The organism is Avibacterium volantium (genome assembly GCF_900635775.1).
GTDB classification, from domain to species: Bacteria; Pseudomonadota; Gammaproteobacteria; order Enterobacterales; family Pasteurellaceae; genus Avibacterium; species Avibacterium volantium.
In genome coordinates this window covers 1,875,255-1,896,941 of sequence record NZ_LR134167.1, presented here as the reverse complement: position 1 = coordinate 1,896,941, position 21,687 = coordinate 1,875,255, and the positions used below count along the sequence as shown (strand labels likewise).

Below are 21,687 nucleotides of genomic sequence, written 5' to 3'. Positions count from 1 at the left end.
TAATCTTGTCAGTATGACGAGTAGGAAGTAATTTCTTATTTGGGGGAGGAGAACTCCAAAAGACATCTTTCATCAACAAAAGGGTTATTAACAATGTTAATTCCATCAAAACTTATTTGTTCTTACCGCCTACAAAATAGCGTAACCAGAACCAATTTACTATCCTTGCTAGAACAGGCTTCAGATTATCCTTTAGTACTGATTACCGCTCCCGCAGGTTATGGCAAAACTACATTGATTTCTCAATGGGCAAAGGATAAACCGCATCTAGGTTGGTATTCTTTAGATGAAAGCGATAATCAAACGGAGCGGTTTGCCGGCTACTTTTGTGCGGCATTAGCGAGAGCTACCAACAACCACATTCACAATGAAGACAATCCGCCCTATTCCAATTTGTTTTCACTGTTTAATCAGTTGTTGGTCAATCTTGCTTCCTACGAACAGCCATTTTATCTGGTGATTGATGATTATCATTTAATTGAAAACGAAGAAATTCACGACGCATTAAAATATTGGATCAAACATCAACCGCCTGCAATGACGCTCATTTTGATTTCACGTTCTCAGCCGCCATTAGGTTTAGCCAGTTTAAGAGTGCAAGAACAATTATTAGAAATTAATGCCCATCAACTGCCTTTTTCTCATCAAGAAAGTATTGCGTTTTTCCAATCTCGTTTAGAAGATCCCTTAACGGAACAAGAAATTACCGCACTTTGTGATGAGGTGGAGGGCTGGCCGACGGCGTTACAACTCATCAGCCTTTCTGCCAAGCAGCAGAGAAGTACTCTACAAGATATTGCCAAACGCCTTTCCCATCATAGTTTTCACATCAATGATTACTTAAATGACGAAGTGCTTGCCCCTGTGGTTCAAGCGACTAGACAATTTATTTTGCGTTGCTCTATTCTGCGTTCAATGAACGAAATTCTTGTGACTGAAGTAACGGGCGAAACAGAGAGCCGATTTATTTTAGAACGGCTAGAAAAACAAGGGCTATTTTTACAACGAATGGAAAGCGATGATAATTGGTGGCGTTTTCACCCGCTTTTTGCCTCCTTCTTAGCCCATTGTAGCCAACGTGAGTTGGCAAATGAAATGCCCACCTTGCACCAACAAGCGGCACAAGGTTGGCTCGCACAAGGCTATGTTACCGAAGCCCTCTACCACGCTAGCTTATTAGAAAACAAACAATTACTGTTGCAAATTTTATCGCAAAACGGCTGGCAATTATTCCACCAAGGGGAACTCAAATTATTAGAACAAAGTCTAGAACATCTTGATGATACATGGCTTGCCGCCTACCCTAATCTGGTGTTATTAAAAGCGTGGCTTGCCCAAAGCCAACATCGGCATAGTGAAGTGGCTGGCATTTTTGCCCATTTTGAGCAACAGAACATCGATCTCAGCCCTGAAAATCAAGCGGAATTTGACGTGTTGCTCGCCCAAGTCGCCATAAATTCAGGCGATGAAAACACCGCACTTTCACTTGCCTCCAACGCATTAAATCGCCTTGCCGACAATGCCCACTATGCCAAAATTGTTGCCACCTCCATTATTGGCGAGGCGTGGCACGTTAAAGGCAATTTCGCCGATGCCATTACAATGTTACAAAAAGCGGAAAAAATGGCTCGTCAGTATCACACATCTCATAATGTATTATGGACATTGCTACAACAGTCTGAGATTTTGATTGCACAAGGTTTCTTGCAAGCGGGCTACGATATGCTAAATAAAGCCTCGCGGTTTGTGAAAGAAAACCACTTACAGCAAATTCCAATGTATGAATTTTTGCTCCGTTTGAAAGGACAAATTTTGTGGGATTGGTATGACTTAGATAAAGCTGAAGCTATGGCAACAGCGGGAATTTCAGTGTTAGATAGCGAAAAGGCAAAGCTGCAATGCCTTGCGATTTTATGCAAAATTTCTCTTGTTCGAGGCGATATAGATAACGCCACTCGACAGCTAGAAAAAATCACTCAACTACAAAACGCACATCATTACCACAACGATTGGAACGCCAACGCTGATCAGGTCAAAATCGTGTTATGGCAAATGACCAATAATAGTCAAGCAGCTCAAAATTGGTTGATTCAAAACCAACCACCGAGCACGGATACCAATCATTTCAGCCAAGTTCAATGGCGTAATATTGCGCGGGCAAAAATGCTTATTGGTGATTATGACGAAGCCAAAAATATTTTGGATAAATTAATCCAAACGGCGGAAAATTTGCAATTTATCAGTGATTTAAATCGTGCGTTAATTTTACGTAATCGCCTACATTTTCTCACCCATAACAAAGAGGCGGCAATGGCTGATCTTAGCCTTGGGCTTAGCCTCACCAAGCAGACCAATTTTATCAGCGTCTTTGTTTTGGAAGGAGAAATAATGGCACAACAAATCCGTCAGTTACTTGCACAAAATACCCTCGATGAATTAGTTGCACATAAAGCACAATTTATTTTGCGTCATATTAATCAATACTATCGCCATAAGTTTGCCCATTTTGATGAGGAATTTGTTGAAAATTTACTAAAAAATCCGCAAGTGCCAGACTTATTAAAAATTAGCCCTCTCACCCAAAGGGAATGGCAAGTACTAGGGTTAATTTATTCGGGATATAGTAACGAACAAATTTCTGATGAATTACAAGTCGCGATTACCACAATTAAAACGCACATTCGTAATTTATATCAAAAATTAGGTGTGGCAAATCGTAATGAAGCGATCCAATACACGCGAGAGCTTTTGAAATTAATGGGCTATAGCTAGTGATTATTGTTTTTACAAGGCATTTAAAGTTGGCAAGTCTTACAAGCAAAGTGCGGTGGAATTTTTTAAAGTTTTATTAGAAAAAAGACCGCACTTTTTATTCTTAAGGAAAATAATATGCGGTCAGATTTTTTATAATTTTTTTATTTTAATTGGTTTAGCCTTTTACCCCACCTGCAGTTAACCCACCCACAAGCCAACGTTGTGCCAATAAGAAGACAGCAGTGATAGGAATGGCGGAAAGCACAGCTGCGGCGGCAAAATCGCCCCATAAATAGTTTTGAGGATAAAGATATTGTTGCATACCTACCGCAAGGGTATAGCTTTCCACATCACGCAAGAGCAGTGAGGCGATTGGCACTTCTGTAATAGCTGCGATGAAAGATAAAATAAACACCACCGCCAAAATAGGGACAGAAAGCGGAAGCAAAATCAAGCGGAATGCCTGCCACGGCGTTGCACCATCTAATTCAGCAGCTTCTTCTAGTGAGCCATCGATGGTTTCAAAATATCCCTTGATCGTCCAAACGTGCAATGCAATGCCACCGAGATAGGCAAAAATCACGCCAGCGTGTGTGTTTAAACCGAGAAACGGAATGTATTGCCCTAGGCGATCAAACAAGGCATATAAGGCGACAAGGGATAACACCGCAGGGAACATTTGGAAAATGAGCATTCCTTGCAATAGCGTTTTTTTGCCTTTGAATTTCATTCTTGCAAAGGCGTAAGCACAAGTAGTCGAGAGTGCAACAATCCCAACAGAGGTGAGGGTTGCCACTTTCACAGAATTCCAAAGCCAAAGTAATACGGGAAACGGCGGTGGGGTGATAGTGCCATCGGAATGCACCACATCAAACCCGAGGGCGAGTTTCCAGTGTTCCCAAGAGATTTCGTGCGGAATAATATCTCCAAGTGCCAAATTTCCTGGACGTAAAGAAATGCCAACCACCATCAATAATGGAAACATTATTAACGCAATAAACGCAATTAAGAAAAAATGGGTTGCCCATAGGCGATATCGTAAGGATTTTGCTTGAACAATAGCCATAATGCCTCCTAGTCAAATTTCATTTTTGTGGCTTTGATATTTAATAAAGCAAGCCCTGCGACTAATAAGAAAATGAGGGTTGCAATGGCAGCAGCGAGCCCGAAATCTTGGCTACCGCCGCCTTCAAATGCAATTCGGTAAGTGTAGCTCACTAAAAGATCCGTATGCCCTGCTGGTGTTGTTGTGCCGATCATATCTGGTCGTCCATTGGTTAATAATTGAATTAACACGAAATTATTAAAGTTAAAGGCGAACGAGGCGATCATTAAGGGAGTTAGCGGTTTTAACAATAATGGCACAGTAATTTTGCTAAAATTTTGCCAAGTTGAAGCGCCGTCCATTGCTGAAGCTTCATATAAATCGTTTGGAATCGCTTTTAAGAGGCCCATACACAAGATCATCATATAAGGATAACCTAGCCAAGTATTTACGATTAAAATCATTACTTTCGCTAAGAAGGGATCATTAAACCATTCAGGACGAATGCCGAAAAGCTGGTTCAAGATCATATTGATTTCACCGAAACTTTGATTAAATAACCCTTTGAAAATTAAGATGGAAATAAATGCTGGAACGGCATAAGGCAGAATTAATAAAAGACGATAAATTGCCTTGCCTTTCAACGCTTCCCATTGCACAAGACTTGCGAAAATCATTCCTAAAATTACGGTGAAAATAACTGTTAACACTGAAAACACAATCGTCCAAATAAAGATTTGAATAAAAGGTTTTTGAATGCCTTCATCGGTGAAAATTTTAATGAAATTTGCGAATCCGATAGAAACAGTGAAGCCAGGTTCTAACGTTTCCTTAAGCCAGTTGCCTTGAGAGTCAATTTGTTGAAAAAAGCCCGTCTCAAAATTGGCTAAATAGATTTTTCCGTTTTCGTTATTAATGAGTTGATGTGTGGTTTCATCATAACGATAGCGTGGGCTTTGAGCCGAAAATTGACGCAATGAACTCATTGTTAATGCTGAACCATTCGGCAAGATTAAAGTCATCGCTTGTAAGGCTTGGCGATTTTGCGTGATGGTTTTCAGCGGAGCGGTATTAATGTCAGGTAACTCTTGCTGAGTTAAATGAACTTGTGCAGGTGCTAAAGATACGGGTTCAGAAAGAAAATATTCGCCATTATGAGATAAACCAATTTGATATTTTCCTTCAGTTTGTGGGTAGAGCTTGAAATCATATTTTTCGCCAGATAAATATTTCTGAGCGGTTAAAACGTTTAACGCACGCTCAAATGAAAGTTGGTTTGTGCTGCTGTAATTAGTGAATGCGATGGCGATAGTGGCGACCAATGGAAACAAAATAAAGATGATCATTCCCGTGATACCAGGATAGACATAACGCCACGCATAGGCTTTAGGACTGCTAAAAATATACACGCCAGAGGTAAGGATTACGAGGGTTAAAATCGCAAAAAGATACTCACCTTGGGAATACATCAACATTACCGCATAAAAATCTAGCAGTAAAATAGCAATAATTAAAAGGTATCTGACAAAATGTCGCTGAGTTAGGTTGGGGCTTAAAAATGATGATCGCATACTACACCTCAAAAAACTGTGAAAAAAAGCACCGCACTTTTATTAACGCTTAGATTTAGCGCTTAGGTAAAAGGGGAGTAATTCTCCCCTAAGAACATTATTGTTGTTTTAAAATTCTTTCCTGAGCTTCATCAAGAGCTTGTTTCACCGTTTGACGACCATTTACCGCATTGATAATTGCACTGCGCTCGGCATACCAAAACGCGGACATTTGCGGAATATTTGGCATAATTTCGCCATTTTTTGCATTCGTCATTGTCGCTTCAATGCGAGGATCAACAGCAAGTTTCGCTTGATAAGATTTCAATGCAACAGCGCCTAATGGTTTGTCTTTATTCACTGCCTCTAAGCCTTCATCGGTTAAAAGATAATTTTCTAAGAACTCAACGGCAAGATCCTGATTTGGGCTTGCTGCATTAATTGCAGCACTTAATACACCAACAAAAGGCTTAGAAGGGTTGCCATTTAAAGTTGGGAGCACAGCTACGCCATAATTAATACCGCTTTTTTCAATATTACCCCACGACCAAGGTCCATTGATGGTTAATGCGGTTTCTCCTTTGTTGAAACTGGCCTCCGCAACGGAATAGTCCATATCAGGATTGATCACTTTATCTTTGACTAAATTAACTACAAATTGTAAGCCTTGTTGTGAGCCTTCATTATTTACACCAATATCTGTAGGATTGTAGCGTCCATTGGTAAATTTGAATGCATAGCCACCATTAGCCGCCACCACAGGCCAAGTGAAATAAGGTTCAGCAAGATTCCACATAATGGCATTTTTTCCTTGGGATTTTAAGTTTTTATCCACTTCAATAACTTCTTCCCAAGTTTTAGGTGGGGATTTGATAAGATCTTTGTTATAGATTAACGAAAGGGATTCAATCGCCACAGGGTAAGAGATCACTTTGCCGTTATAGGTTTGTGCGTCCCACACGAAATCGGCAAATTTTTCTTTAAAGTCAGGGCTAGGGTGCAATTCGGCTAACAATCCTGCTTGTGCATAGCCACCAAAGCGATCGTGTGCCCAGAAAATGATGTCGGGTCCATCGCCTGTTGCGGCAACTTGTGGGAATTTTTCTTCTAGTTTATCAGGGTGTTCTACTAACACGGGAATGCCTGTATCCGCTTCAAATTTTTTCCCAACTTCAGCCAAGCCGTTATAGCCTTTGTCGCCGTTGATCCAAATCACCAGTTTTCCTTCGCTCATTTTCGCCATTACCGCCCCTGAGAAAACAAGGCTGGCAATGGTGCTTAGGGTGAAAGTCAATAAGGTTTTTTTCATCACTTTTTTCATAATACTACGCTCCTGATTGTGAGTGGGTAATAAGGATTTCTGCTTCATTATGCGTAAATTTTACAATTTGTTATCCTCCCCCCATCTCCTCCTTTTAAAAAATCAGCCTGTTCTGACAAGTTTTTTCTATTTCTGTGAGCAAGCTCACAAAAATGAAAGAAGAAAATGTGATCGCTATCACAAAAGCTCGCCAAATTGTCCTTTTCAACACACAACATCATTTTCAGCCGATTTTTCCATCTAATCCTTAAAAAAATCCGTCAAGGAGGATTTTTTTTATAAATGAATAGGGGAAGATACGGCACATTGAATTATCCTAAGCTTTCGGATAAAAATGCAAAACGAGGTTAAATATGGCAAAGGTATCCTTACGCAATGTGGGTAAATCCTACGGCAATGTACAGATTTCAACGGACATTAATTTAGAAATTGATGAAGGCGAATTTGTCGTTTTTGTTGGACCTTCTGGCTGTGGAAAATCCACCTTACTTAGAATGATCGCAGGGCTTGAAGACATCAGCACAGGGGATTTATACATCGGCGAAAAAAGAATGAATGATGTGCCGCCAGCCAAAAGAGGCATAGGAATGGTGTTTCAATCTTACGCCCTTTACCCTCATTTGAATGTGGCGGAAAATATGTCTTTCGGCTTAAAACTGGCTGGGGTGAGCAAAGCGGAACGTGAGGCTCGGGTAAATCAAGTGGCAGAAGTGTTACAACTCGCCCATTTGCTCGATCGCAAGCCGAAAGCCTTATCGGGCGGTCAGAGACAACGGGTGGCGATTGGCAGAACTCTCGTTTCTCAGCCTGAAGTCTTTTTACTTGATGAACCCCTTTCTAATCTTGATGCCGCATTACGCGTACAAATGCGGGTGGAAATTTCCAAATTACACAAAAAATTGAACCGCACTATGATTTACGTTACCCACGATCAAGTGGAGGCGATGACTCTTGCGGATAAAATCGTAGTATTAAAAGCTGGCGGAATTGCACAAGTGGGTAAACCACTTGAACTTTATCATTATCCAGCGAATCGTTTTGTCGCTGGGTTTATTGGCTCACCAAAAATGAACTTTTTGCCTGTTAAAGTAACTGGCGTTGAAAATGAGCGGGTCAGAGTCGAATTACCTGATGCCAATCACCATAACTTTTGGATTCCTGTCCGCGGTGATGGTGTGAAAGTGGGAGATAACCTTTCCCTTGGTATTCGACCAGAGCATCTTGTTCCTTCCGAAAACGCCGAAGTGACTTTGCGAGGTAAAGTTCAAGTAGTCGAGTTATTGGGTAATGAAACGCAAATTCACCTAGAAATCCCTGAAATCAAACAGCCTACATTAGTCTATCGCCAAAATGATGTGGTGCTAGTGGATGAAGGCGCAGAGTTTGATATTGGGATCGTGCCAGAACGTTGTCATTTATTCAAAGAAAATGGCATAGCCTGCCCAAGGCTTTTTAAAGAAAAAGGTGTGTAGAAACGCTTTTATCACCGTTTAATCTCATAGTAAGACGAAGCAGCCAGCAGTATAAAGCGATACAGAAAACTGAAGCTATCCCACTTATTAAGAAATCAAACGGCGATATTTTCCTTTTCCTAACCTAAATTATTTTCAAGTGAGGTCGATTATGAAAAACGCAAAAACACGCATTGCAACCATTATTGCAGCAAATTTTATCGCACTGAGTGCGAATGCCGTTGATTTCCACGGTTATGCTCGTTCAGGTATTGGCTGGACATCAGGTGGCGGTGAGCAGACTGCTTTCACCGTAAACGGTGGTGGTTCAAAATATCGTTTAGGTAATGAAGCAGAAACCTATGCGGAATTTAAACTAGGGCAATCCCTTTTCAATGAAGGCAATAAATCTATTTATTTAGATTCCAACCTTGCTTATTCCGTGAACCAACAGGGTGATTGGGAAACTACAACGCCCGCGTTGCGTGAAATTAACGTTCAATTTAAAAACTTCCTTGACAGCCTACCAGACGCGACATTATGGGCAGGTAAACGTTTTTACCAACGTCACGATGTGCATCTTAATGACTTCTATTATTGGGATATTTCAGGGCCAGGTGCTGGGGTTGAAAATATTGATGTCGGTATCGGGAAACTCTCTTTTGCCGTAACCCGAAACACAGAAGAAGGTGGCGCTTATGGCTGGAACTACAACCCAATTACGAAAAAATGGGAGTCCACTCTCGATAAAAAGAAAGATGTATATAACGATGTTTTCGATGTGCGTCTTGCCGATCTTGAAGTGAACAAAAACGGAAAATTAGAAATCGGGCTAGATTATGGCAACTCTCACACCAAAAATCATGCCAGTCGAGTAGAAGGGGCAAGTAAAAATGGCTATATGCTCACCTTAGAACATACTCAAGGAGAATTTTTCGGCGGTTTCAATAAATTCACCGTGCAATATGCCACTGACGCGATGACCTCTTGGAGTACAGGGCATTCACAAGGCGGATCAAATGCTAATAAAGGACATATGCTTCGCTTAATCAATCAAGGTGTTGTTGCTCCATCAGATAAAGTGGAATTAATGTATGCATTAATTTATGAAAAAACTGATTTAGACAATAAACAAGGAAAAACTTGGTATTCCGCAGGTATCCGTCCAATGTATAAATGGACAGATACAATGAGTACATTGGTTGAAGTGGGTTATGATCGCATTAAAGATCAGCAAACAGGGTTGAAAAATCAGTTAATGAAATACACCCTAGCACAGCAATGGCAAGCGGGTAGCAGCATTTGGGCAAGACCAGCAATCCGCGTGTTCGGGACTTATGCTCACTGGAATGATAAATTTAACACCCAAAAACGCACTGATGCAGGTTATAAAGCTAAAGATGGTGAATTTATCGCAGGCGTACAATTTGAGGCTTGGTGGTAATGTCAAATAGCTAAATTAATTTCATTCTTATACAACCAGTTGCTTACGAAGCTGTAATAATAGGTGACATCAGATTTTATGAAAATGAAAGCGGTTTAGCACCCTGCATAGGCAAGCAAAAATTGCGAAAAAATCACCGCACTTTTGCTTGCCTAGTTCCAACAATAAACAGGCTTTTTCCAAACGAGGTAACAATGAAAAAGAGAATTTTTTTGACCGCACTTTTTGCTGCAACCCTTTTAACAACGCGTCCTATTTTGGCAGAAGAATTTTCTTTGCCAGCGAAAAGTCTAACACAATTACATTGGCAAGATGTCGTCTTACCGCAGCAAGTAAAGATAGAACTGAATGCTGTACAAAAACAAGTGTTTATGCTTCCTTTTGCTGGAATTGAAAGCCCTATTATTGCATACCGCTTACCTGCTAACCAAGGAACGATAGAAATCGAAATTGAAAGTGCGGTGCAAAATCAGCAAGTTTTTGTTCCGAATGTGGTGGTGTTGGATAGCCAATTCAATGTTGCCGCACATTATGATTCCAGCTATTTCAAATTACAAGAAGAACGTGGGCTAAAACCCAATCGCTTAGTCGCGACGTTAAATTTAACGCCAGTGAACCAAGGAACACTTTATTTATTAATTTACACCACAAAAGCGGATTTGGCGAAACAAACGCTTGTTCCTCACCCTTCAAAATTATTTGCTAAAGCCACGGGTAAACAACCACCTGCGATTGCAGATATTCAAGTTGCTCACAGTTTAAATGGCAAACTCACGATCAATTTCCAATCTGCAAATGGAACGAATTTTATCGGTTTAAATCAAATTTTAGGCGTGGAGAAAAAAGCCCCTACGGCAAGCACTGTAATTGCAAATCAAACGACAACACAATCATCACAGAATATAACAAATGGAAATAATGCAAAAGTTGAAAAGGAAACAGAAGCTTATTTTAATCAAGCCGTTCTCAAAGCATTAAAACAAAAAGATATTAACCGAGCCTTAAACCTTGTTAATGAAGCTGAAAAATTGGGATTAACAACGCCGAGAAAGTTATTTTTACAGAAAGTTTCTGCAAAATAATTCTTATCTGTCTTTTTCATTATTTACTGCACCAATAGGTGCAGTTTTTTTATGTTGTTAATGAAATAAATCCTGATGCAAAGCTTGGATCTGAGTTTTCTCGCTTTCAAGAGAAAGCCCATTTAGTGCATAGTCTAAATCTATTTTGGCTTGTTTGAACGCTGCTTCACGAATGGCTTGGTTGTCTGATTGTGTTCGTAGCACCGCGAGCGCTTTTTGTACTTTGATGTGAATTTCTAACATTGCGCTCCCATCACGACAAATCGGCGTAAAAGGTTGCAAAACAAGTTCTTGTTCATTGAGATTTAACATTGCCAGACGATCATATTTCACCGTTTGCTTTTCAGCTTTGCTATCAAGTAGTAAGCGTAATAAAACGCTAATCACTTTAATTGCCGTGCCGGGATCGTTCACCGCTTGAGATAAGGCACGTTGCGCCACTTCGCTTAATACGATCAAACCAAATTTCGGATCTTGTGCATAAGAGCGGTTGTTTTCGATGATAAAATTTTCTTGCAGCTGCGCCATTTCTTCAATGGATTTATTGACATAAGCCAGTGGCATATCCGTATAAACCAATTTTCCCGGCTGAATGGCAATGTCAATTTCGCATTCATTTTTGTCAGCAAAATCTTGCAAATTTTGCATATTGATATGGCTTAAATAGCCTGTTTTATGGGCGTGGATCGCATAAGTAAAGCGGATTTTATCAAGGGATTTCGCCCCCATATTGGGCTGTTGCCAATAATTATTTAGGGCTTGTTGTGAAGCCGTTTCAATTTTTTCTAAGGTATTATTTAATAGCCCGAGTTGCGATAAAGCGCTTACCCAAGTAATTAAGGTGGTGATTAAATAAATCAGCACGCAAATCGTGCCAACAAACAGCACAAATCGTCCTGCTTCGTTGTAATACCCCATTCCGAGCGTGATTTTGGCAATCACCGCATACACAAAGGCGGAAATAAAACTTGAAATGGCAAGGCGAGTGGTATTGTCGCCCATCACCAATTCTGTGGCTCTTGGCGTTGCGCCGTTAGAAGCAGACGAAAAAGCGGAAACCATAATAGACAGGGAAAAGGTACTCACCGCCAACATACTCGATGCCATAATGCTGAGAATATCATTGAGCAATGTTTCGTTAATATCAGGTATTATATCTATCGGCAATGCTTTATTTTTAATAAACGCAGAGAAAAGCGCCAAAAACACGGCAAATAATGCACCTAAAATTGGCGTGAGCCATAACCCATTACTTGGTTTTTTTAGCCATAAAATTAGGGTAAAAAAATGCTCTTTAAGATAGCTTAACATCCGTTTTCCTATATTGAGAGAGAAATGCTTACCATAGCAGATTTTGCGCAGAAAGAAAAAGGGCTGAGAGATCAGCCCTAAGATTATAGATAGTTAGAATTTATAAGACACAGAAGCATTGATATTACGCTCAGCACCGTAGTAGCAGTAATAATCGCAGCCTGCGATATAACGGCGGTTGCCGACATTTTCTACATTTAACTGAGCAATCCAGTTAGAATCAAATGCGTAGCGTGCCATTAGATCTACCACAGTAGCAGAAGGAACTTCTTTTCCTGAATAAAGTGAACTTTGTGAAGTAACACTTTTACCAATATAACGTACGCCTGCGCCCACCGTTAAACCATTTAATGCGCCGTTATCAAAGGTGTAATCGGTTTTCACAGCAAAAGTATGTTTTGGAATTAATGGGTTACGCACATCGCCGCTCTCTTTACGAGTGATTGATTTCAAATAGGTATAAGCTAAGCCCATATTCCAGTTGTTAGTTACATTCACATCGGCTTGAACTTCCACCCCTTTGCGATGCACAGGATCGGCATTGCTCACTGTTTTACCTAAACCATTCGACACTAACGCACCTTTATCTTTAGCTTTGAAAGCAGCAACGGTGATTGATCCGTTTAACCAATCTGGCAAATATTTGATCCCCACTTCGTATTGATGAGTGATATTTGGATCATAAAGTTTTTGATTGCCACTTAATCCCACTGGTAAATTAAAGGATTCACTGTAACTAAAATATGGATTTAAGCCGAATGGCGCTTCATACATTAATGAAGCAGAATAAGACGTATTGCTGATTTTTTGTGAAGATGTGTATTCATCTTGTTTCGCACGATCGTGGCGTACCCCAAGGTTTAACACAAGGCTATCCATAAAACGGCTTTGATTTTGTAAATAAAGCCCAAGTTGGCGAGCAGTGATATAGGTATAAGGGGCATTGATGGTTTGTGCCTGATTATAGCCTGAACGAGCTTGTTTTAAATTTACCGCAGAGGTGCTGCCAAATAGGGTATAGTAGGCTTTCACTTTTTGCTGACGATAATCTGTTCCCATCACCAAGGTATTTTTCAGCCAATCGTTGCTATATTTCCAAGTGAGATGATTATCTAGAGTATGAGAAATAGATGTACCGTCATTAAATACGACACCGCGAGCCAATTCATAACCTGCCGCACTTGGTGCTTTTGGCGTCCAGTCTGCATTATAAGCGGAAGGATAAGCATAAGAACCAAGGTGATAGTTATTGGCATAAGTGTAGCGATAGCTACTGTCAAAACTTAAATTATCATCAAATTGATGGCTAAATTCATAGCCGATATTGTATTGACGGTTGTATTCACGATCATTGACAGGATCGCCAAGGTTGGTGGAACGCCCAATATAGCTACCATCAGGGAACGGCACGAGCGAGCCTTCTTGTGGCAAGAAATTCGAGCTTGGCACGCCTTTATCAAATTGATAGCTGGTTAAAAGGGTTAAACGAGTGCGATCAGAAATATCCCATTCCAAAGATGGTGCGAAATAAACGGTTTTATTTTTTGTTGCGTCCCATTGTCCATTTTTAGACGAAAATGCACCCACTAAGCGATAACGCAGATCATCATTATTGCCGATGCGATCTGTATAATCTACGCCGACACCATATTGATGATGATTTCCAGCGTTAAGGGTAAATTCCCCTTTGCCAATTTGATCGTTATGCGGACGCTTGGTGACATAGTTGATCAAACCACCTGAGTTTGCTGCGCCGAAGGTCATTGCGTCTGCACCTTTGGTTATTTCCACCGCTTCTAAGCCAAAGGTGTTTACATAAGGGGTAAAAAAGCCATAGCTTGCCATTGGTAAACCATCAATCGCTTGCGTAACCTCCGCACCACGCACTCTAAACCAGTTGGTATTGGTATCCTCACCAAACACTTGGTTTTCAAAGCCCGCCTGATAACGCCCGATTTCATCGGCTTTGGTAATATTTTGTTGATCCAGTTGTTCGCGAGAAAGGGAAACTGCAGATTTAGCTTGATAAATCGGCACTTCACCCATACGGTACATCGATCCCGCTTCTACCGTGATCGCCTCCAACTCTTCCGCCCAAAGATTTTGCGAGGCGAGTAAAAGTGCGGTGGATAAAAGGGATAATTTAAAAACAGCTTTTGGCATAAATAGTCCTTAATTTACTACAAGTTACAGCTTAAATAAGGGGCGTTTCCGCCCCACGAAAATAAAATTATTTGTTCACTTTAAAAGTATAAGTGCTATAAAGTTTACGTTTTTGGCACACTTTTTGATCTGGGTAATCCATTTCATAAATTGCCTTGATTTTCCAAGTCCCCGCTAAAGCAGGAATGAAATTCACCTTGCCTTGAGCGTCCGTTTTGCCAGAGAAAGCTTGCGGTTCACGGTGATCGTAAACGGCTTTTTCATCAAGTTTGGTAAATTCGTTGGTTGTGCCGATCACGCTCACGCCTTTTGCTGGCTGACCTTGATACAACACTTGTACGGGGAATACTTCCATCGGGCTTAGCGTGGTTGGATCAACCAATGGCACGATTTCCAACGGTAATCCCACTGGGGCAATGGCAAAGTCGCTCACATCAACGCCCGTGTTCACATAGGTTGAAGCGAACATACTGGATTCTTCGCAGTAATTGGCATCTTTCATTTGAGTGAGATTTTCACGCTTCCAGCCGTTGTCATTTTTCGACCAAAATGTCGGTTTATAGCTGCCCGAAATTTTGTATTCCGCTTTCGCCAACGGGCTGGTGGTTACATAGTGAAAATTTTCGCCCTTTTGGGTGAGGGTAGTGCTTTTGCCGTCCGCACTGTGCAACACCAGCGGATTTAAAATATTTAAACGCCCCTCAGCAATTTTTTCCCCTTCAGGAAAACGATCGCCATAGCCAAGCACCGCAAGCAAATCTTTGCCCGCTTCCGCTTGTTGTGCATATGCCCATAAATCGTGTGCTTGCCCTGCCAGAGGGAACGCCAAGCCACATACTAAGGCGAGATGAGTGAGTTTTTTCATTTGATGTCTCCTATTTTGTAAATAAAAAAACGTGGAATTTTCTGACCGCACTTTTCTACCTCTATTTTCAAAGTGCGGTGTAAAATTCCGCCATATTGCCGTTCAATTTCAACCGTTGAAAGCAAACGGCGATAACTTTTTAGCTTTTGGAACAATATCTTGCATTACAGCGAATTTCATTGAGTGAAGCCGATACGTTCAGCAAAACAAGGCTTACGCACGCCTTTTCCCGTCAAGCCAATGGCTAGATTTTTTTCATCAGCCATAAAAAATACGTTCCACCGAGCAAGGTGGCAACCAAGCCCGCAGGGATTTCGTAAGGGAACAATATTTGTCGCCCGAGCCAATCCGCCATAATCATCACCGTTGCCCCTAATAAGCCTGCCGCCAACAGTTGGTTTTTGCTGTGGCGGAAGCCAAGGCTGTATGCCAAATGGGGAGCGAGCAAGCCGATAAAGCTGAGCGAGCCGACAATCAAGGTGGCACAGAGCGTTAAGGCAATGGCAAATAAAAATAAAATCCCGCGTGCTTGGGTGAGGTTCACCCCCACCGCTTGGGCGACGTTGGCATTGAGGCTTAACAAATCCAGCCAACGACAAAATACAAAACTCAAGGCGAACAACGCAAGGGCGATAACGAGAATCGGCAAGGCTACTTCCTCAGTGGCATAATAGGTTGAACCCGATCCCCAGCTTAATAATTGCCACGCACGGGGATCACCACTGGCGATAAGTATGCGTTGCACGGCGTCAAATAAGGCGGAAATGCTAATTCCTGTGAGCAACACTTGATCAGGTTGCAAGCCGTTGCGGCGGTTGATAAGCCAGATTAATCCTAAGATCAATAATGCTCCCAACGCCCCCCATAACACATATTGGCTAAGTACGCTCGCCCCTGCAACAAAAATCGCTAATAACACGCCAAAGCTCACGCCGGAAGTAATACCCAGTAATTCAGGGCTTGCCATTGGATTGCGGCTTAAGCGTTGTGAGATCGTTCCCGCCAAAGCGAGCATTATGCCTGCACAAAGGGCATAGGCAAGGCGTGGGAAACGCAAGTTGAACAGGCTTTGATCTAAGTAAACTTGCCAGCCGTTTACACCTTGAGCTAAAAATAAAGAACAGCCTAACGCGGCAGCCAAAAACAGCGGTAAATAAAGTGCGGTGCTTTTTGATGATGTTTTTTTCCACGCATTTTGCCCAAGGGGTGAACTGTCCACCACTCGCCCATATTGTTGGCGATGACGAAACACTAGCCACAACAGCAACGGCGTACCGAATAATGCGGTAACCGAGCCAGTCGGCAAGCCTGCGCCCCATTGTTTTTCGATCAGTTGCAAGGTTAAATCAGCGATTAATAACAGCACGCCCGAAAAATAGGCACTTCGCCACAATAAAGTTCGGAAATCCGCACTGCGGTATTGGCGTGCAATGGTGGTGGCGGCTAAACCGATAAAGGCGATCATTCCTACTCGGCTGACGATTATTGCCACCAAATACGCCGCCAGTAACACACCAAGCAAGCGGATTTTTTTCACATTCACGCCTAAACTTTGAGCGTTGCTTTCTTGCAGTTGCAAAATTTGTAAGGCGGGGCTGAGCAACAGCATTCCCACGATCGCAGGCAATAAAAGGGGCAACAAGGTAAGGCTGTCATACCAGCTTTCTTGCACCAATGAGCCACTGCCCCACACCAACAAGCCACGGCTTTCTTCGGGATAAAATAAAATTAACAGCGAAGAAAATGCTCCGAGGTAGAAGCTCACCACCAACCCAGCCAACACGATAAGCAACGGCGAAAGCATTTGTCGCCACGCAAGGAATAACACCAAGCCCAAAGCGAACAATGCCCCAGCAAAGGCAACGGGCGTTATGCCGATTTGCAATAAACTCGGGCAAAATAAAGTGGTGACAAACAACGCGAATTGCGAGCCACCGCTTACGGCGAGGGTGCTGTCTGAGGCAAGGGGATTGTTCATTATTTGTTGTAATAGTAAGGACGCCGCCCCCAAACTCGCCCCTGCTAAGATCGCCATTAGCACACGGGGTAAGGTGAAATTAAAAATTAATAATTGGTTGATCTCAGGATCATTCATTTCATTCAATGAAAGCCATAGCAACACCGCCAATAGTCCAGAGGCGATTAAGGCTAAGCTCATCACTAACGAGGGGATACGCCAATTTACCATTGTGCTTCTCCCTGCTTATGGGCATTTTGCAACCCTTGACTTAATGCCACCGCTAAACGCTGACCGGAGGGCAATGCCCCGAATGTCCAGATAGCGGGTAAAATCAACGGATCTTTCGCCAAGGGTAACTGCTTCCATAAGCTGTTATTTGCCAGTTCAGTTGGCACATTCTGAGGATAGGGTTTTATCACCACGAGCTTCGCATTAGGGAATTGTGCCAGTTGATTGAGGCTGATTTGACTAAAGCCCCATAAATTCACTGCTTCTTGCCACGCATTTTGTAGTCCAAGTTGGGTTAGCACCACACCGGGCAGACTTTGTTTGCCGTAAACACGCAAATGACGACCATCAATAAATTGCACAATTAACAACGGGCGTGCTTGAAATGGGGTGAGCAAGGCTTTTTGTGCGGCAAAAAGGGTTTCGGTTTGATGAATTAACGGCGTGGAATCCGCCCCCACCACATTGGCAAGTTGGCGTGTTGCTTGAAGTTGATTTTGCCAAAAATCGCCTGCTTGGTAGAAATTAACGAGATCCAAGGTTTTTACGTTGGACAAATAAGGCAAATTAGCTTGTGCGGTGGCGAAATACATATCACTATTGGGGAAAATTTCAATATCAAGTTGTGCCAATAATTCTTTATTAGGTTGTAATCTTGTGCCTAAATCCACCGCACTTTGTGGTAACGCAGGTTCGCTCACCCAGTTCTGATAACTTTGTTTATCCCCTACGGCAACGGGCGTTACGCCTAGTCCGAGCAAGGTTTCGGCGATCGTCCAATCTAAGGTGGCAATCTTTGGTGTTGCAAACACGGGCAAAGTAACAATAAGCCAAAGGGCGTGCAATAAGTAAGCATATTTTTTCATTATTGCCCCCTAAAAGAACGCCACTGGAACCTGATCCACAGGGTGGGATAGCACTTGCAGATCAATATGATAAATTTGCTCAAGGGTTTGCGGGGTCATAATTTCTTGTGGCGTGCCTTGCATTAATAATTTGCCTGATTGTAAGGCGATGAGTTCATCACAAAAACGTGCGGCAAGATTGATGTCGTGGATCACAATGATCACGCCTAAATTGAGCTGCTTCACCAGCTTTTGGATAAGTTGCATTACTTCCACTTGATGGGCAATATCCAATGCCGCCAAGGGTTCATCTAATAATAAAAAGCGGCTTTGCTGTGCCAACAACATTGCAAGCCAGACGCGAGAACGTTCACCGCCGGAAAGAGTATCCACAAATTGATCGGCATAGCCTTGCATATTCGTCCACTCAAGGGCATTTTGAATGGCTTGCTCATCTTGTTTAGGATTACGTCCTAACAGCCCATTCCACGCATAACGCCCCATTTGTAGCAGCCCTTTTACCGTTAAATTTTGTGCGTTCGGCAAATATTGTGGTAAATATGCCACTTCACGGGCAAAGGCTTTGTTTTTCCATTGTTGAATAGGTTGATTAGCGAAATGCAACGTACCGCTCGAAGAAAATTGCTGACGCGCTAAGAGTTTAATCAGGGTAGATTTACCCGAACCATTTGGCCCAATAATGCCATAGATTTTTCCTGTGCCGAATTGCAGTGAAATAGGCTGCAACAACACTTTTTCAGGTAACGCAAAAGACACTGAATCTAATTCAAACACAAGATTTCCTACGGCGAATAAAATAAAGGTAGTGGATTTTAATTGATAACCGTTATCATTTCAATAGATGTATTCTTAAAAATAAATGGGTATCTTAAAAGACGATTAAAATTGTAAATTTTTCTTTCCATTTTTACGGAAAAGTTTACAATACTTGCCAGTTTCATCAAAAAATGGCGTGGAGAGCAAGCAATGTCAGCAGAAAAAGATCTTTTTTCACAGGTGGTTACGCAAAGCCACAAAATGCAAGAAGTGGTGGAAAAAGCCAAAAAATTTGCCTTGCTAGACGCGCCTTTGCTGATTCAAGGTGAAACGGGAACAGGCAAAGATCTCATTGCGAAAGCCTGTCATTTTTATAGTCCACGGCGAAAAAATCAATTTATTGCGGTGAATTGCGCGGGGCTGCCAAGTGAAGATGCTGAAAGCGAAATGTTTGGACGTGCCAATGCACAAGCGGAAAGCCAAGGCTTTTTTGAATATGCCAACGGCGGCACGGTGTTGCTTGATAGCGTGGCGGAATTGCCACTGAGCTTACAGGCAAAATTGTTGCGTTTTCTAAATGATGGCACGTTTCGCCGCGTAGGCGAGGAAAAAGAGCATTATGCTGATGTGCGCGTGATTTGCACTTCGCAAATTCCCCTTAGCCATTATGTGGAAAAAGGCAAAATGCGCGAAGATTTATTTCATCGCTTGAATGTGCTGAGTTTAACCATTCCCCCGCTGCGTGAGCGTAAAGAAGATATTCCACAGCTAACAGCAATGTTTGTTCAGCAAATCAGCCAAGAATTGGGCATTTCTGCACCGCACTTTGATGAAGCCTTTCTTAATTATCTTACCCATTACACTTGGGCAGGCAACGTGCGGGAGTTGCACAACGCCTTGTACCGCGCTTGTTCATTGGCTGAAAATAATCAGCTGACTATTGCCGATTTACACTTGGTGGAACAAGAAATTCCGTTGCCAAGCATTGAACAATTTGGCAATCAAACCCTTGATGAAATTATGAATAATTTTGAAGCAATGGTGCTGCAGAAATTTTATGAAGAATATCCAAGCACTAGAAAGCTGGCTTCCAGGTTAGGCGTTTCACACACCGCCATCGCCAATAAATTAAAACAATACGGCATTGGGAAATAGCAAGCCGCAGAAAGGCTTTGTTTATTTGCTTACATAGTCCGATAAGTGCGGTTGTTTTTTCAATAATTTTTGCCATTCGCTTTGTTCGATATTCACCTTCAGCAAAAATTCCCCTTGCTCACTGATTTTTTCTTCACGGATACAATCCATTTCATACAACCAATGGCGAATTTTGCCCGCTTGCGGCGGCAAGCAAAGCTGTAGTTGCACAATGCTTTTGCTTAATTTTTGTCGAATGGCATCGAATAATAGGGTAATGCCTTGTTGTAAATGGGCGGAAATATACACTGCAACAGGGCGATTTTGCTCATCATATTCAATATGTGGCGCAAGGTTTTCCACCTGATCAATTTTGTTATAAACCAGCAAGGTCGGCACTTGATCCGCATTGATTTCTTGCAAAACTTCGTTCACCGCGTGGATATTTTCTTCTTTTCGTGCATCGGCACAATCTACAACGTGCAACAACAAACTGGCTTCCGTGGTTTCTTGTAGTGTGGATTTAAAGGCAGAAACCAAATCGTGCGGCAGATCTCGGATAAAGCCTACGGTGTCCACCAAAATTGTTGTGCCAATATTGGGAATACTTAGGCGGCGCAGGGTGGGATCAAGGGTGGCGAAAAGCTGATCCGCCGCATAAACTTCTGCATTGGTAAGCAAATTAAACAACGTAGATTTGCCAGCATTGGTATAGCCCACTAAGGAAATGGTTGGAATATCTGCTTTCTTTCTGGTTTGACGATTTTGATTGCGCTGTTTTTCTACTTTATTCAAGCGATTTTGCAACTGAGCAAGGCGAACTTTGATCAAACGGCGATCGCTTTCTAGTTGCGTTTCCCCTGGGCCACGCAAGCCTACTGCACCTTTTTGCTGATCTAAGTCTGTTTTACGCCGTACTAAACGGGTGGCAAGATGTTTTAACTGAGCCAACTCGACTTGTAATTTCCCTTCGTGAGATCGTGCACGCTGAGCAAAAATATCTAAAATCAGCCCCGTGCGATCCACCACACGACATTCACAAAGGCTTTCTAAATTTCGCGTTTGCGCAGGGGTAAGGCAATGATTTACCAAAATCACATTGGCGTTGTGATCTTTTACCGCTTGGGCAATTTCTTCCGCCTTGCCCTGGCCGATAAAATACTTCGCTTGCGGTGTAGCACGGCTGGTGGTGATAATGGTGGCTATTTCGACCTGAGCGGATTCTGCTAAAAGCTGAAATTCAGCCAAATCGTCCAGATTTTTATCCGCAGAAAAAAACGCTTGCATAATAATGCCGCGATCTTGAAGTGGATTTGGTGATGAGAGAGATTGAGGAAAAGGCGAAAGTGCGGTGGAAATTTCGTCTAAATTTTCTACCGCACTTTTTTCTATTGTGCTTTGTTCTAATAAGCTTGAAATGGTTGGATTATCCAAAATTATTCAGCTTGTGCGTCTGCGGCTGCTTCTGCAACAACTTCTTGGTTTGCATTGTGCTGTTGTTGGTGAGCTTGGTTATTGTGATGAGAAACCGCACGCGCAGGCACAACCGTAGAAATTGCGTGTTTGTAAACCATTTGGTTTACGGTGTTTTTCAATAAGATCACAAATTGATCGAAGGATTCAATTTGTCCTTGTAATTTAATGCCGTTGACTAAATAAATGGATACAGGAATACGCTCGCGGCGTAATGCGTTTAAATAAGGATCTTGTAATGATTGTCCTTTTGCCATCGTTATTTTCCTTCTTATATTAGTTAT

Annotated in this window: 16 protein-coding genes; 5 read left to right on the top strand and 11 right to left on the bottom strand. The window is 42.1% G+C overall.

Annotated features, from left to right (window positions below; translation table 11 throughout):
* Positions 1-93: 93 nt before the first annotated feature.
* Positions 94-2,772: an HTH-type transcriptional regulator MalT gene (malT, locus tag ELZ61_RS08945; protein ID WP_126373052.1), complete on the top strand. Its 2,679-nt coding sequence runs from the start codon at positions 94-96 to the stop codon at positions 2,770-2,772.
* A 157-nt stretch (positions 2,773-2,929) separates the two neighbouring features.
* On the opposite strand, the gene malG is transcribed toward malT, so the two are convergent.
* From malG to malE, 3 genes are all read right to left on the bottom strand, one after another.
* Positions 2,930-3,820 carry a maltose ABC transporter permease MalG gene (gene malG / locus ELZ61_RS08940; protein WP_126373050.1) on the bottom strand — a complete coding sequence of 297 codons (891 nt, stop codon included), beginning with the start codon at positions 3,818-3,820 and terminating at the stop codon, positions 2,930-2,932.
* Positions 3,821-3,828: 8 nt separating this feature from the next.
* Complete coding sequence (gene malF, locus ELZ61_RS08935) at positions 3,829-5,370, bottom strand: maltose ABC transporter permease MalF (protein ID WP_126373048.1); 1,542 nt, start codon at positions 5,368-5,370, stop codon at positions 3,829-3,831.
* Positions 5,371-5,467: 97 nt separating this feature from the next.
* Positions 5,468-6,658: a maltose/maltodextrin ABC transporter substrate-binding protein MalE gene (gene malE, locus ELZ61_RS08930; RefSeq protein ID WP_126373662.1), complete on the bottom strand. Its 1,191-nt coding sequence runs from the start codon at positions 6,656-6,658 to the stop codon at positions 5,468-5,470.
* A gap of 365 nt (positions 6,659-7,023) precedes the next feature.
* Here malE and malK point away from each other — a divergent pair, with 365 nt between their 5' ends.
* The 3 genes from malK to malM all read left to right on the top strand — a co-directional run bounded on the left by malK (position 7,024) and on the right by malM (position 10,647).
* Positions 7,024-8,142, top strand: a complete 1,119-nt coding sequence (gene malK / locus ELZ61_RS08925) for a maltose/maltodextrin ABC transporter ATP-binding protein MalK (protein ID WP_126373046.1) — start codon at positions 7,024-7,026, stop codon at positions 8,140-8,142.
* Positions 8,143-8,293: 151 nt separating this feature from the next.
* A complete protein-coding gene (locus tag ELZ61_RS08920; RefSeq protein ID WP_126373044.1) occupies positions 8,294-9,565 on the top strand; it encodes a maltoporin in 1,272 nt (423 codons plus the stop codon).
* Positions 9,566-9,759: 194 nt separating this feature from the next.
* Positions 9,760-10,647 carry a maltose operon protein MalM gene (gene malM / locus ELZ61_RS08915; RefSeq protein ID WP_126373042.1) on the top strand — a complete coding sequence of 296 codons (888 nt, stop codon included), beginning with the start codon at positions 9,760-9,762 and terminating at the stop codon, positions 10,645-10,647.
* Positions 10,648-10,704: 57 nt separating this feature from the next.
* Here malM and ELZ61_RS08910 read toward each other — a convergent pair whose 3' ends face one another.
* From ELZ61_RS08910 to ELZ61_RS08885, 6 genes are all read right to left on the bottom strand, one after another.
* Positions 10,705-11,958 carry a DUF2254 domain-containing protein gene (locus ELZ61_RS08910; protein WP_126373040.1) on the bottom strand — a complete coding sequence of 418 codons (1,254 nt, stop codon included), beginning with the start codon at positions 11,956-11,958 and terminating at the stop codon, positions 10,705-10,707.
* A 93-nt stretch (positions 11,959-12,051) separates the two neighbouring features.
* The gene (locus tag ELZ61_RS08905) at positions 12,052-14,121 is read right to left on the bottom strand and encodes a TonB-dependent siderophore receptor (protein WP_126373037.1); all 2,070 of its coding nucleotides are present in this window, start codon (positions 14,119-14,121) and stop codon (positions 12,052-12,054) included.
* A 67-nt stretch (positions 14,122-14,188) separates the two neighbouring features.
* The gene (locus ELZ61_RS08900; protein WP_035687185.1) at positions 14,189-14,986 is read right to left on the bottom strand and encodes a DUF4198 domain-containing protein; all 798 of its coding nucleotides are present in this window, start codon (positions 14,984-14,986) and stop codon (positions 14,189-14,191) included.
* A 244-nt stretch (positions 14,987-15,230) separates the two neighbouring features.
* Positions 15,231-17,174, bottom strand: a complete 1,944-nt coding sequence (gene fhuB / locus ELZ61_RS08895; RefSeq protein WP_126373035.1) for a Fe(3+)-hydroxamate ABC transporter permease FhuB — start codon at positions 17,172-17,174, stop codon at positions 15,231-15,233.
* The gene (locus tag ELZ61_RS08890) at positions 17,168-18,040 is read right to left on the bottom strand and encodes an ABC transporter substrate-binding protein (RefSeq protein ID WP_126373033.1); all 873 of its coding nucleotides are present in this window, start codon (positions 18,038-18,040) and stop codon (positions 17,168-17,170) included. Before ELZ61_RS08890 ends, fhuB begins: the two co-directional genes overlap by 7 nt.
* Before the next feature lie 9 nt (positions 18,041-18,049).
* Entirely contained in the window at positions 18,050-18,814 is a 765-nt protein-coding gene (locus ELZ61_RS08885) for an ABC transporter ATP-binding protein (RefSeq protein WP_126373031.1), read from the bottom strand.
* 192 nt (positions 18,815-19,006) lie between these two features.
* Between ELZ61_RS08885 and ELZ61_RS08880 the strand changes: the two genes are divergently transcribed.
* The gene (locus tag ELZ61_RS08880) at positions 19,007-19,951 is read left to right on the top strand and encodes a sigma 54-interacting transcriptional regulator (RefSeq protein WP_126373029.1); all 945 of its coding nucleotides are present in this window, start codon (positions 19,007-19,009) and stop codon (positions 19,949-19,951) included.
* A gap of 21 nt (positions 19,952-19,972) precedes the next feature.
* Here the strand turns inward: ELZ61_RS08880 and hflX are convergent, their stop codons facing one another.
* A complete protein-coding gene (hflX, locus tag ELZ61_RS08875) occupies positions 19,973-21,364 on the bottom strand; it encodes a ribosome rescue GTPase HflX (protein WP_241969685.1) in 1,392 nt (463 codons plus the stop codon).
* Positions 21,365-21,366: 2 nt separating this feature from the next.
* Complete coding sequence (gene hfq, locus ELZ61_RS08870; RefSeq protein ID WP_103853217.1) at positions 21,367-21,660, bottom strand: RNA chaperone Hfq; 294 nt, start codon at positions 21,658-21,660, stop codon at positions 21,367-21,369.
* Positions 21,661-21,687: the final 27 nt, after the last annotated feature.

Excerpts from the sequence above, each read along its gene's own strand:
- malT (WP_126373052.1), top strand. The coding sequence starts at position 94 with ATGTTAATTCCATCAAAACTTATTTGTTCTTACCGCCTACAAAATAGC.
- malM (WP_126373042.1), top strand. The coding sequence starts at position 9,760 with ATGAAAAAGAGAATTTTTTTGACCGCACTTTTTGCTGCAACCCTTTTA.
- ELZ61_RS08890 (WP_126373033.1), bottom strand. The coding sequence starts at position 18,040 with ATGAAAAAATATGCTTACTTATTGCACGCCCTTTGGCTTATTGTTACT.
- fhuB (WP_126373035.1), bottom strand. The coding sequence starts at position 17,174 with ATGGTAAATTGGCGTATCCCCTCGTTAGTGATGAGCTTAGCCTTAATC.
- ELZ61_RS08905 (WP_126373037.1), bottom strand. The coding sequence starts at position 14,121 with ATGCCAAAAGCTGTTTTTAAATTATCCCTTTTATCCACCGCACTTTTA.
- malE (WP_126373662.1), bottom strand. The coding sequence starts at position 6,658 with ATGAAAAAAACCTTATTGACTTTCACCCTAAGCACCATTGCCAGCCTT.
- malK (WP_126373046.1), top strand. The coding sequence starts at position 7,024 with ATGGCAAAGGTATCCTTACGCAATGTGGGTAAATCCTACGGCAATGTA.
- ELZ61_RS08900 (WP_035687185.1), bottom strand. The coding sequence starts at position 14,986 with ATGAAAAAACTCACTCATCTCGCCTTAGTATGTGGCTTGGCGTTCCCT.
- malG (WP_126373050.1), bottom strand. The coding sequence starts at position 3,820 with ATGGCTATTGTTCAAGCAAAATCCTTACGATATCGCCTATGGGCAACC.
- malF (WP_126373048.1), bottom strand. The coding sequence starts at position 5,370 with ATGCGATCATCATTTTTAAGCCCCAACCTAACTCAGCGACATTTTGTC.
- hfq (WP_103853217.1), bottom strand. The coding sequence starts at position 21,660 with ATGGCAAAAGGACAATCATTACAAGATCCTTATTTAAACGCATTACGC.
- ELZ61_RS08880 (WP_126373029.1), top strand. The coding sequence starts at position 19,007 with ATGTCAGCAGAAAAAGATCTTTTTTCACAGGTGGTTACGCAAAGCCAC.
- ELZ61_RS08910 (WP_126373040.1), bottom strand. The coding sequence starts at position 11,958 with ATGTTAAGCTATCTTAAAGAGCATTTTTTTACCCTAATTTTATGGCTA.
- ELZ61_RS08920 (WP_126373044.1), top strand. The coding sequence starts at position 8,294 with ATGAAAAACGCAAAAACACGCATTGCAACCATTATTGCAGCAAATTTT.